The following is a 12,191-nucleotide window of genomic DNA, read 5'->3' as shown; positions in this document are numbered from 1 at the left end:
CCAAATTAGGAAACATTGGCGGATTGCTTCATTTTATATATAAATTCTTTAGGGCTGATACCAAATTGTTTTTGAAAGTTTCTGGTAAAGTGAGATGGCGTACTAAAGCCTAATTTATTTGCAATTTCATATACCTTATATTCCTGATTTGTCAATAGTTGGGTAGCTTTCTTTAATCGGGTAATATTGATTAGCTCATTTGGTGATAGGTCAGAAAGTGCTTTTATCTTACGATATAATGTTGGTCTACTCATACACATCCGCTCGGCCAGCATATCTACACATAGACTTTGCTCAGACATATTTTCCAAGATTAAAGCATTTAGTTTTTTTAGAAATACTTGATCCCCTTTGGTATGCGCTCCTATCTCAATCGGTGTAGAAGGAGCCGAATGATAATGCTCCCGCAATGATTTGCGATTACGTAGTAAACTTGTGATCTGCGCTTGCAGAAAATTGGGCGAGAAAGGTTTTTCTATGTATGCATCAGCTCCAAATTCCAATCCTTCGATTTTCGATTGCAGACTGTTTTTGGCAGTCAACATGATAAAAGGAATATGACTGTATAATAGATCATCTTTTATTGCAGTACAAAACTCATAACCATCCATTACGGGCATCATCACATCACTCACAATGAGATCGACAGGGTGCAGCCGTACATATTCTAAGGCTTCCCTTCCGTTCGTTACTTTTATCACATGGTATTGCTCTTCGAGATCTTCGGCGATAAAGTCCAATATGTCTTGATGGTCGTCGGCTATCACGATGGTGGCCTTAGTAGGATTCATCGAATTTATCATAGATTTATAAGGTAGCTCTAAAACAAATATATCAAATAAAAAAGGAAATCCTGAAATAGGGTGGGGCAGGGTTTTATCAACCTATGAGGTAATATTTACATTATGATACTTAATGTGACAAATAGCATCGATATGATTGGATGATTTAAGCTTTAGTCCTGCAAATGCCTCCGAATAACATCGAGACCATTTTAAAATGAATATGTCAGACAAAAAAGAAAGTCTTGAAATGGGAGTTTCAAGACTTTCGACAAACCAATTATTAACCAAACACGATAGATAAAACAATATTTATGCCAGCTATGAGAATTTTAAAATATTTTTTTATTTGTGATAATACTGATATGGAATATGCGAGGAGAGATTAGAAATTATTGCATAGGCATTGAATGCGGATAGTATTGTAAAAAAGAAGTCCTGAAGTGGGGAACTTCAGGACTTCTAACTAACTAACCAATTATTAACCTATTATTAACCTATTATGAAAAAATTACTACTGCCTATAGAACGCAGCTAATCTTCAAATAGTACAATCAGCGTCTTAGCTTAACTTTTTTTAACATCCAACATGATTAAGTTGTTGCCTTGGATAACTTATACGTCGTTTCATTTATTCTCTGCACCAAATAGGTGGTGTCTTCTGCTAGTCCCAGCTGTGCAGCGGCCTCTTTTCCGAGATTTAATACATCAGATCGATCTCTACGATGAGAGAATGTGCATTCAAACTTGTCTTGAATAATAATCGTGATCTTACGGGTGCGCGTTGGAAAGAGCGGCTTAAGGTCTTTGGTGATGCGAATTTGATTCTTCCGTACATCATCTGCCGTAATCTTATTCCTCGGGGAAGGCAACGTAGCTTGATCTGCTGCTGGCTCCGTTGCAGGAGTTGCAATTACAGGTGTTGTGTCGACAGCTGGCGTTTCGTTCGTTAGGATATTGCGTACATAATATAGTTTATTCTTCGATTTTTCTGTGGTGCGCTCATCCACCTCGAAGTCTACTGTCCGAGATTTAAATAAATGTGATATCTTTTCAAATCCATAATTTCGGGCATCAAAATCTGGTTTGCGCTTAATCAGTAAATTGCCTATTTCTCCAAGAAATGCCCATCCGCTTTCATCTGCGGTATCATCTACCGTATCTTTCAATAACAACAGGGTGTCATCATCCAACGGATTACTTTCCTTTGCGGAAGGCCGAGGATTTGTCTTAGTACCTGTAGAAGGAACATTGTTTTCCGTTGCTTTCTTCTTGGAAGCGGATTTATGGTCGAGGATTTCTACGTAGATGAATTTATCACAGGAAGCGATAAACGGCTTTGGCGTTTTACGTTCTCCAATACCGATAACCAGTTTTCCGGATTCGCGTAGCCGGGTCGCCAATCGGGTAAAGTCACTATCACTGGATACAATACAGAAACCATCTACCCGGTCCAGGTGTAGAATGTCCATCGCATCAATAATAAGGGCTGAGTCGGTAGAATTCTTTCCATGCGTGTAGCTGTACTGCTGTATGGGTGTGATAGCGTGTGTTAATAAACTGGGTTTCCAGTTCTCTACAAATGGACTCGTCCAATCACCATATATTCTTTTTATAGTTGGTATGCCGTAGCGATTCACCTCATTAAGAATTTCTTCTATTTTTTTGTAAGACACATTGTCTGCGTCTATCAACATTGCTATTTTTTGGTCTCTGCGATCCGCCATGATGTACTGCTCAAAGATATATGCGATTAAAGGTAATTGTAAATGAGATAATCTGCAAGCAACTTCGTCATACAATAAATGGATCAGCTTGCTGATGCAGTAAGAAGAGGGTTAACTTCTTAATCATGAAAGACATCTGGATGTATCATTGTGGCAACGAATTTGTGCAGATCTTGATGCGTATAAATAGTCAATTAATAGTTTTTAACTATGTTATTATCGAGTTAATTGATTTTCATTAATTTACGTATTATCATATCTTTATGAAGATTGAAGAGGTTATTAAATAAAATATATTAAATCATACGTTATAAAAATGGAAAAAGAATCGAACGATTTAGGGAAATGCCCATTTCATAATGGCAATGGAGCGATTAAACAAGAGGTCGGTGGCAATGGTACAAACAACAGAGACTGGTGGCCAAAGCAATTAAAGTTAAATATCTTAAGACAGCATTCTACGCTTTCCGATCCGATGGATCCGGATTTCAATTACGCTGATGCTTTTAACAGCCTGGATCTTGAGTCCGTGAAGCAAGATTTGCATGCGCTGATGACAGATTCTCAGGATTGGTGGCCAGCCGATTTTGGTCATTATGGTCCTCTTTTCATCCGTATGGCCTGGCATAGTGCAGGTACGTATCGTGTAGGAGATGGGCGTGGTGGTGCTGGAGCTGGGCAGCAACGATTCGCACCATTAAACAGTTGGCCAGATAACGTTAGTTTGGATAAAGCACGTCGGTTACTATGGCCTATTAAGCAAAAATATGGGCGTAACATTTCCTGGGCAGATTTATTGATCTTAACAGGGAACGTGGCACTAGAGTCTATGGGATTAAAAACCTTTGGATTCGCTGGTGGCCGTGCAGATGTTTGGGAGCCTGATGAGGATGTATATTGGGGATCGGAAACAACCTGGTTAGGTGGCGATCTTCGTTATGGACATGGATCTGATGGCGCCGAGAAGCAGCACGGCGTCGTGGTATCAGACGATGATGCCGATGGAGATGTGCACTCTCGCAATTTGGAGAAGCCTTTGGCTGCGGTACAGATGGGCTTAATTTATGTAAATCCAGAAGGACCAGATGGTAATCCGGATCCTATTCTAGCAGCGAAAGATATTCGTGATACCTTTGGCCGTATGGCGATGAATGATGAAGAAACAGTCGCCTTGATCGCAGGAGGCCACACCTTTGGGAAAACACATGGTGCTGCACCGGCAGATGATCACGTGGGTAAAGAGCCGGAAGCTGCGGGATTAGAATTACAAGGGTTGGGTTGGCAAAATAGCTTCGGATCGGGTAAAGCAGGTGATGCCATCACCAGTGGATTAGAAGTAACCTGGACAACGACACCAACCAAATGGGGAAACAACTTTTTTGAAAACCTTTTTAATTTTGAGTGGGAGTTGACTAAAAGCCCCGCAGGCGCACATCAATGGGTAGCAAAAGATGCTGAAAATAGTATTCCTGATGCTTTTATAGAAGGTAAAAAACATGCCCCAATGATGTTAACTACCGATCTATCGCTGCGCTTTGATCCAGAATATGAGAAGATTTCTAGAAGATTTTTTGAAAACCCAGAGGAGTTTGCGGAGGCATTTTCTCGCGCCTGGTTTAAGTTGACACACCGGGATATGGGACCGCGCGAATTGTATCTCGGTCCAGAAGTGCCAGAAGAAGTGTTACTATGGCAAGATCCTATTCCAGAAATAGATCATCCATTGGTCAATGATCAGGATGTATCCAATCTCAAAAAGCAAGTTTTGGAATCTGGTCTTTCTGCGGCAGAATTGATTAGCACAGCTTGGGCTTCGGCTTCTACTTTTCGTGGATCAGATAAGCGGGGTGGTGCTAATGGGGCGCGGATTCGCTTGGCGCCACAAAAAGATTGGGAAGTCAATAATCCTGCTCAACTACAAAAGGTATTAGCGAAGTTAGAAGAGATACAAGTATCCTTTCAACAATCGCAGTCGGAGGGCAAAAAGATATCTTTGGCAGATCTAATTGTGCTAGCAGGCGACGCTGGTGTGGAGCAAGCTGCACTAGCCGCTGGTCATTCTCTGCAAATTCCATTCCGCGCAGGCCGTATGGATGCGCTGCAAGAGCAAACGGATGTCGAATCTTTCGGCTATCTGGAGCCTATTGCTGATGGTTTTAGGAACTACCATCCTAAGCAATACAGCGTGTCATCAGAAGAGCTATTGATTGATAGAGCGCAATTATTGACGCTTACCAGCCCAGAACTAACCGTGTTGGTAGGAGGTTTGCGTGTGTTAGGTGCTAATTATGATGGTAATTCCGACGGTGTATTTACTGCAAATCCGGGCAAACTCACGAATGATTTCTTTGTCAATTTGTTGGATATGAGTACCGAATGGAAAGCCCTTTCAGGAGATAAGCAACGTTACGAAGGGCGTCACCGCTCGAACGGTGACGTACGATGGACTGCCAGCCGTGCCGATCTTGTATTTGGCTCCAATGCCGAGTTACGTGCTGTTTCAGAAGTATATGGTAGCGCTGATGCACAAGATAAATTTGTGCAGGATTTCGCTAAAGCATGGACTAAAGTGATGAATGCGGATCGCTTTAATTAAAACCGTATCAATTTTGTAGATTAATAAAGGCGCGGATTATTTTTTCCGCGCCTTTTTTGTGTGGTGCTATGGTTCAAAGTGTAGCATATTAAAGAGAACAATTAGGAATGTTTGGCTGTTGTTCTAGCAATACATTAGGCGTTATTCAATAGACATCAAAAGATGAAAAATATTCTGCTATCCGGAGGAACCGGTTTTATTGGTACTAAACTAGTGTCACATCTTTTAAAGGCATTTAGCGACGTGCATATTACCGTGTTAATCCGGGATGAGAAAGACCAGAGGCAGGAGTCACGAGTACGTTACTGTTTATGGAATGTACAAGATGAATTTATTTCGCCGGATGTGCTGCAGGATATTGATACGGTTATTCATCTGGCGGGAGCCAGTATAGCTGAAAAACGCTGGACTGCTGATCGCAAAAAGGTGTTATTGGAAAGCCGTACAAAGAGCACACAGCTTTTAGTAGACTGGATTACTACTCGTGGGAGTCAAGTAAAAACTTTTGTCTCCGCTTCTGCCATGGGTTGGTACGGTGCTGCCACCGGTAAAATACCTTTTGTAGAGCAAGACCCTGCAGGTGATGATTTTTTAGCCCATGTATGTGCCGAGTGGGAAGCTGCTGCTAAGCCATTACGGCGCACCGACGTGCGTACGGTTTGGATTCGGACAGGGTTAGTATTGCATCCTGATGGTGGCATGTGGAAGGAGATGAAAAAAGCATTTGCATTTCGCGTAGCACCCCGTTTTGGCCATGGTAAGCAAGTGTTTAGTTGGATCGGCCTCGACGACCTGCTTCGTATGTATACTTTTGCCGCAGTCACCACTTCTATAACAGGGCCGATAAATGCGGTTGCCCCATATCCTGAACAGCAGGCAATACTTACCAGAAAGTTGCTTAAAAAATCATCGGGCATTACCATTGGGTTACCAATACCAGCTTTTGCCCTTAAGATAGGTTTGGGCGAATTATCGCAGGAATTGTTAAAAAGTGCCCCAGTATCATCAAAAAAAGTAGAGGATGCTGGTTTCACTTTCTTACAGCCGAGGCTAGAAGATTTGTAATAGTTCTCCTTTACGAAAAGGAAATCAATTCACTTACCATTGGCCAATATAATCCAGTTTGTCGCTGGCCGCCATGCCATTTGGATTACAGCCGGGTAGCCCTTCGGGTACATCTATCTGCAATTTTTGGTAGTAAGACTTCCAGAACGTGTCCAGCTGTTGTGTTTCGGGATTTTTGAACGTCATGGGTTCAAGTTCAAAAATATGATCTGCCCGAAATATACGCTCAATAAAATCAGAACAATAAAGACTATCATCATTCAATATATAGGTGTGGTTGTACGGACGACCCAATAGTTTTTTGGCTTGCAATAAGGCATTCGGAATTGCTTGCTGATAGTCAGGCTGCAAGCGATACACACTGTAGTGTTGTTGACGATCTTTTTGATCTATCAAAAAGTCAGAAAGCAATTCTCTTACAGATCCTGCTCTCGTATTGGCGTGTAAAATAAATATGGAATCCGATGATACTTCTATTATTGCAACATGATCTAATGCCGTTTTTGCACTTGTCTGTGTTACCCGATCTATTGCTCCGGACAGATTGGCTGTTGAAGCTCCTACAAACAGCAAATCTCCGTTATGAAATTCGATATCAGGAACTCGTGGCAATGTTTTGCTTTGAGCAAACGCGATCTGTATTATGGTAATATACATCCCAAAATAACATAGGAGCGTACGAAATGTGCCTTTTTTGATGGTGATCATATACAAATGTCGTTATTATACATTAAATGGAGGCAGAGCTGCAAAATGGAAATAAGAAATCTAGGTCTCCTTCCATGTGTAGGGCTATAAAGCAAAGAGAGGTGGCCGCATAGCGACCACCTTCTTTTATAGTTGGTGTGATAGTGTCTTTTTGTAAAGCTACTTTAAAGTATGGCAACTTATACAAGTCCCAATTCTTTGGCTTCAGCTCTTTATTCGCAACAAACATGCCAAGATCGTTTTTTCAAGAGTTAAATTCAGGTCTCTGTAGGTTATGCTGTAAGATCTTATCGAATTTTTAGAAGACATCTTATGAAACAAAAAAAGGCTTTCAACCGGGGAGGTTGAAAGCCTTTAACTAACCAATTATTAACCTAAAATTATGAATATACAAAGCTACAAAATATAGGTGTAAACACCAATTAATTATTGAGTGTCCCGCCTATATAGTGCCACAAATTTTATGCTAATTGGTATTAGCTGTCGATTTTAATGGTGTTTAAACGTGTAAAAAATGTTAAATTCTATAATCGATGATTTCGTATCGCACTGAGCGAGAATGGTATGGCTTATAACTTATGCTTTAATCAAAGCAATTCTCCACTTCGTTTTTGTCTATCAAATTTTTAGTCGTTAAAAATGAAAACTTATCCACACATTCAGGAGTTTCATTCGCATCAAATTTGCCTTTTAACGCAAAGTAATATCCTGAAATTTGTAAATCATTGGTCTCTTTTACTTTCTCTATGGTAAGCGACAGAAATCCGAAACGCGTATCACAATAACTCTCCAGTGTTACATTTCCATATTGCTCAGGCAGAGGAGCTACGCTATTATCCGATCGGTTCGCTACTGTATGAAGATCAGCATACCCACCTGCTCCGGCCACTATATACGGGACATCCTTACCTTCATAATGCTTTACAAAACGCTGATAATTATGTACGTGGCCGCTAAATACGGCATCGGGAAGTATATCTATCTCCTTAAAGGCTTCCTCAAGCAGCTCAATCATCGGTATGCTGGAGCCGTGGTTGCTGTCTGCCGAATAAGGGGCATGATGTAAGCAGATAAGTAATGCTTGCTTCTCTGGATGCTCTTTAGCACGTCGTAGTTCTGCTTTAAACCATTTCTTTTGTGTATCATCAATCATCCCATGCTTGTTTACATTCCCATAAAGTCCAATGATACGAGCTAAAGGAGTCTCTAACGTCCAATACACATTTGGTTGTGTTCCAGTAAGCCTTTTACTATTCTGTCCGAAGCGTATCGGTGTGGGCTCTTTACTACAAAATACATGTATAAAAGCATCGAGACTCTCATAAGGTTCGGCCTGCGGATTAATATCGCCATCGTGATTGCCTGGAATAGCAAAGATTGGTGCTTCATACATCTCATAATGCGATAAAAACTGCTGATGGTATTCTGATGCTTCACCATGATTGTACACCACATCGCCCAAGTGGTATAGGAAGGCAGGTGATTCTTCACTTTCCTTACGGTGAATATTGATATTTGCAGCCAATACAGATTGAAAAGGGGAATGTCTTGCACTGCCGGTATCACCTACCAAATGAAATGTCATTATGTCTTTTAGATCTTCCAGCTGCTCTTCTGTTACAATCGATGTTAATGGTAAACTATAAGGATATGCCCCTGATGGTGGCGGTAAAGGCTTGAAGGCATGGGCATCTTCAGTGATTCTATTTAATGCTACAGGTACTGTATATTTTGCTGAATTCGACATAAGTGACAAGTTTGTTCTCCGCTTTTAAAATAAGTATAACTTGTTTTATAAAAGAAAGATTTTCAAACGGGGAGAATGAAAATCTTTGCTAACCAATTATAAACCTAAATTTTTGATACTACAAATGTACATTACATCGGTGAGGTTAGTATGCTTTTCAATGTTAAATTTTTGTGAAGTTTTTATTTTAATATATTCTCAATATAGAGGTGCTTTTACATGCTTATTGTGTAATTTTTAACTTCAAGTTTTTTGTAAGTCGGAATGATTGGTGTAATTAACGTTGTGTTTTCTTTCAAAGAAATTCATCATTATGGTATTTTTATAATATTTTATTTTTAAATTAGCTCAACTAACAGCTGTAATTTCTTGCTCTTTCCATGGGTTAAGAAAAAGAAATTACGTAAACACACTAACTAAAAGAAATATGATTAAAAAGCAAAGTATTTGGAAATGGTCCGCAGCGGTAACGCTATCGGCAATGGTTACAATTTCCTGTCAAAAGGAAGCGTCTCAGGTAGATTTGGATGCTATCTCAGAAGAAATCTCGAACGTGAATGCGGTTAATTATGATCAGTATGTGGGAGATCCTCGGGCAGAAGCGTGCCGCATCGTTGGATTGGATGGTGAAACCGAACCCCGTGGCGCCGCACTTACGGCCAAACTTTGGCGTCGTGGCCAAGTGATTACCGTAAGTTTTATTGGAGGGACCAATTTTGTGCGCCAGAAAGTAATTGCTTATGCAAAACAGTGGGAACAGCATGCTAATATCACCTTTAACTTTGTGGCGAATAATGGTATGTTGCGGGTATCATTCAGACAGGGACAAGGCTCTTATTCCTATCTAGGGACTGATGCACTGCGTATCCCTACCAATCAAGAAACAATGAATTTTGGCTGGTTTAACAACAATACCTCAGATACCGAATTTAGTCGTACCACTATTCATGAATTCGGACATGCTTTAGGAATGATCCATGAGCAACAACATCCGGAAGCGCAGTTGAATTGGGATCGCGAATTTGTATATGACTATTATGCGGGTGCCCCAAATTATTGGAGCAGACAACAAGTAGATGTCAATCTATTAAATAGATATAGTGCTTCTCAGACGACCTACAATACCTACGATCAATTATCTATTATGCATTATCCTATTTTGGGCAGGATGATCAATCAAACTCAGAATACGCCTAACAATTCCGTTTTATCTAATGGCGACAGGCAGATTGCAGGTATATTATATCCATTTTAAGTGAACTAATTTTTCTGGATCATAAAAAAACGGTGCAAAATTTATTTTTTGCACCGTCCTTTTATTTTTAGCCTCCTTATCGGCTGTTGTGCCGTATAGGATATCCAAATGTGAGTTACTCAATCATCCAACGCATTAAACTTGCTCCCCAAGAGAAGCCAGCTCCAAAAGCGGTAAGCATCACCAAATCTCCTTTATTTAGCTTCTTTACATTTTCCCAGATACACAGTGGTATGGTTGCCGCAATCGTATTTCCTAAGTATTCAATGTTAGAAAGTGTTTTTCCTTCTTCAATATTGATCTCTTTACCAACCGCGTCGATAATTCGTTTATTCGCCTGATGTGGTACCAACCAGCGGACATCCTCAATGGTGAGATTGTTTCTATTTAGCACATGTTTGCAGGCATCGCTCATAGATTGTATAGCTTGTTTGAAAACTACTTTGCCATCCTGACGAATGTATTTTCTTTCGTTTTCCACGGCATCTCCATTGAAAGGGTACAACGACCCTCCGGCTTCGATGTTCAAATACTCTTTTCCAATCCCATTGCTCTGTAAGAAAGCATCCATAATACCCTCCTCCTGAGATGGTTCTAGCCATACTACGCCGGCGCCGTCTCCAAAAAGAATATTGGTAGAGCGGTCTTCAATGTTTACAAATGAGCTAATGTTATCCGCACCTACAACAATTACATTACGGTAGCGATTTGTCTCCACTAGGGAGGCACCCAAGTCTAGCGCATATAAAAAGCCTGAACAAGCGGCGTTGACATCAAAAGCCCATACATTAGTAAGACCTAGTTTTTCTGCGATCAAATTTGCTGTAGCAGGCATCAACATATCAGGTGTAGAAGTAGCAACGATTATCGCATCGATATCGGTGATATTTCTATTGTAATCTGCAACCATATTTTTAATTGCCGCTACTGCCATATCAGATGTAGCTAGATCCTTTTCTAATATGCGTCTTTCCTTGATTCCGGTACGCTTTACAATCCATTCATCTGAGGTCGCGCAGGATTGCTCTAAATCATGATTTGTTCTTTTTTGCTGGGGAAGGTAACCACCTATCGCTGTGATCGAAGCGTATTGTCTATTGTACATGCTCTGCAACTGTATCTCTCCTGTAAAAGTTTATTCTGTGTAGTTATTGTTTTTTGTGACGCAAATCTCTTCGAATGTTTAGTATGCGTTATCATCTTAACTGTAAGGAAGTGCATACTTACTTGCCTGTGCAAAAATACATGCAAATATCGTTAAAACTTATTGTAAATCGTAAGTTATTTTTTTCTATTATAAACTTTACCTGAAATGGATTAATGCCCAAAACGTACGCTTTTGCTTCTTTTGCCTAAAGAAATCATCTTCGAAAAAAAGAAGTGTTAGCTTATAAGATAGGCCATCAATCCAGCGGCAATTACTGCCGATTTTTTGGCACTACCTGCTTTAACAGCTCAATCAAATATAATCTGCCTATTGGGTAACTTAGTTTGGATGTAAGCATCAATACAACTTATATAGAAAATAATAGGGCTTACTTTCGAATATAGAAAGCAAGCCCTATTATTACAAATTACTTATCGCAAGATCGAAAATATTACTTCTTTTTGATCATCTGAAGAGCCTCATCATAACGACGACTAACTTCTGGCCAGTTCACGATAGTCCAAAACGCGGTTAAGTAATCCGGTCTCTTGTTTTGATATTTCAAGTAGTACGCATGCTCCCATACATCAATACCCAAAATTGGCGTTCCTTTTTTCTCTGCAATATCCATCACAGGATTGTCCTGATTGGCAGTAGAAGACACAAATAGTTTACCTTTGTTATCTACAGATAACCAAGCCCATCCAGATCCGAAGCGATCTGCTCCTGCTTTATTTAATTTTTCTTTCAAGGCATCCATAGAACCGAACTCTTGGTTAATGGCAGCTGATAGTGCAGCAGTAGGTTTCGTGTCTTTATTCGGTGTAAGGATTGTCCAAAAAAGTTCATGGTTGTAATGTCCACCGGCATTGTTGCGAATAGCATCACTATTTGACGATACTTTTGCAAGAATTTTTTCAAGACTTTCTTTCTCCAAAGCTGTTCCGGCAATTGCTTTATTTAAATTGCTCGTATAAGCCGCTCCATGTTTCGAGTAATGTATTTCCATTGTCTCGGCATCTACTGCACGTTCCAATGCGTTGTATGCATATGGAAGTGGAGCTTGTTTGAACTGTGCTATAGCCGCCTGACCCATGATCAAAGCAGAAATTAGAAAAGTAGCTTTATAAAATTTCATCGTTTTATTGTTTTTGTTTGTTGTTT

The 12,191-nt window shown here is 40.2% G+C and carries 10 protein-coding genes; 3 read left to right on the top strand and 7 right to left on the bottom strand.

The genetic code is table 11. From position 1 onward, the window contains the following. Positions 1 to 5 precede the first annotated feature (5 nt). A complete protein-coding gene (locus M8998_RS07605; protein WP_249991952.1) occupies positions 6 to 791 on the bottom strand; it encodes a response regulator transcription factor in 786 nt (261 codons plus the stop codon). Between the two features lie 584 nt (positions 792 to 1,375). Continuing rightward, complete coding sequence (locus M8998_RS07600) at positions 1,376 to 2,509, bottom strand: NYN domain-containing protein (RefSeq protein WP_249991950.1); 1,134 nt, start codon at positions 2,507 to 2,509, stop codon at positions 1,376 to 1,378. A gap of 316 nt (positions 2,510 to 2,825) precedes the next feature. On the opposite strand from M8998_RS07600, the gene katG reads away from it, so the two are divergent. Next, positions 2,826 to 5,105 carry a catalase/peroxidase HPI gene (katG, locus tag M8998_RS07595; protein WP_249991948.1) on the top strand — a complete coding sequence of 760 codons (2,280 nt, stop codon included), beginning with the start codon at positions 2,826 to 2,828 and terminating at the stop codon, positions 5,103 to 5,105. A gap of 162 nt (positions 5,106 to 5,267) precedes the next feature. Beyond that, complete coding sequence (locus tag M8998_RS07590; protein WP_249991946.1) at positions 5,268 to 6,170, top strand: TIGR01777 family oxidoreductase; 903 nt, start codon at positions 5,268 to 5,270, stop codon at positions 6,168 to 6,170. A 33-nt stretch (positions 6,171 to 6,203) separates the two neighbouring features. Here M8998_RS07590 and M8998_RS07585 read toward each other — a convergent pair whose 3' ends face one another. The 3 genes from M8998_RS07585 to M8998_RS07575 form a co-directional block, all read right to left on the bottom strand. Further along, entirely contained in the window at positions 6,204 to 6,878 is a 675-nt protein-coding gene (locus tag M8998_RS07585; RefSeq protein ID WP_249991945.1) for a YiiX/YebB-like N1pC/P60 family cysteine hydrolase, read from the bottom strand. 22 nt (positions 6,879 to 6,900) lie between these two features. After that, positions 6,901 to 7,107, bottom strand: coding sequence for a hypothetical protein (locus tag M8998_RS07580; RefSeq protein WP_249991943.1), 207 nt, complete (start codon positions 7,105 to 7,107; stop codon positions 6,901 to 6,903). A 354-nt stretch (positions 7,108 to 7,461) separates the two neighbouring features. Beyond that, positions 7,462 to 8,625, bottom strand: coding sequence for a metallophosphoesterase family protein (locus M8998_RS07575; RefSeq protein WP_249991942.1), 1,164 nt, complete (start codon positions 8,623 to 8,625; stop codon positions 7,462 to 7,464). Positions 8,626 to 9,052: 427 nt separating this feature from the next. Between M8998_RS07575 and M8998_RS07570 the strand changes: the two genes are divergently transcribed. After that, positions 9,053 to 9,880: a M12 family metallopeptidase gene (locus tag M8998_RS07570; protein WP_249991941.1), complete on the top strand. Its 828-nt coding sequence runs from the start codon at positions 9,053 to 9,055 to the stop codon at positions 9,878 to 9,880. 115 nt (positions 9,881 to 9,995) lie between these two features. Here the strand turns inward: M8998_RS07570 and M8998_RS07565 are convergent, their stop codons facing one another. Together M8998_RS07565 and M8998_RS07560 are read right to left on the bottom strand one after the other, a co-directional pair. Then, the gene (locus M8998_RS07565; protein ID WP_249991940.1) at positions 9,996 to 10,985 is read right to left on the bottom strand and encodes a beta-ketoacyl-ACP synthase III; all 990 of its coding nucleotides are present in this window, start codon (positions 10,983 to 10,985) and stop codon (positions 9,996 to 9,998) included. 493 nt (positions 10,986 to 11,478) lie between these two features. Next, the gene (locus tag M8998_RS07560) at positions 11,479 to 12,123 is read right to left on the bottom strand and encodes a superoxide dismutase (RefSeq protein ID WP_249992431.1); all 645 of its coding nucleotides are present in this window, start codon (positions 12,121 to 12,123) and stop codon (positions 11,479 to 11,481) included. Between the last annotated feature and the right edge of the window lie 68 nt (positions 12,124 to 12,191).

The sequence above is a fragment of the Sphingobacterium sp. lm-10 genome (assembly GCF_023554555.1).
Lineage (GTDB): Bacteria > Bacteroidota > Bacteroidia > Sphingobacteriales > Sphingobacteriaceae > Sphingobacterium.
The sequence above is the reverse complement of the archived record's forward strand: the minus strand, read 5'-3'. Positions and strand labels throughout refer to the sequence as shown.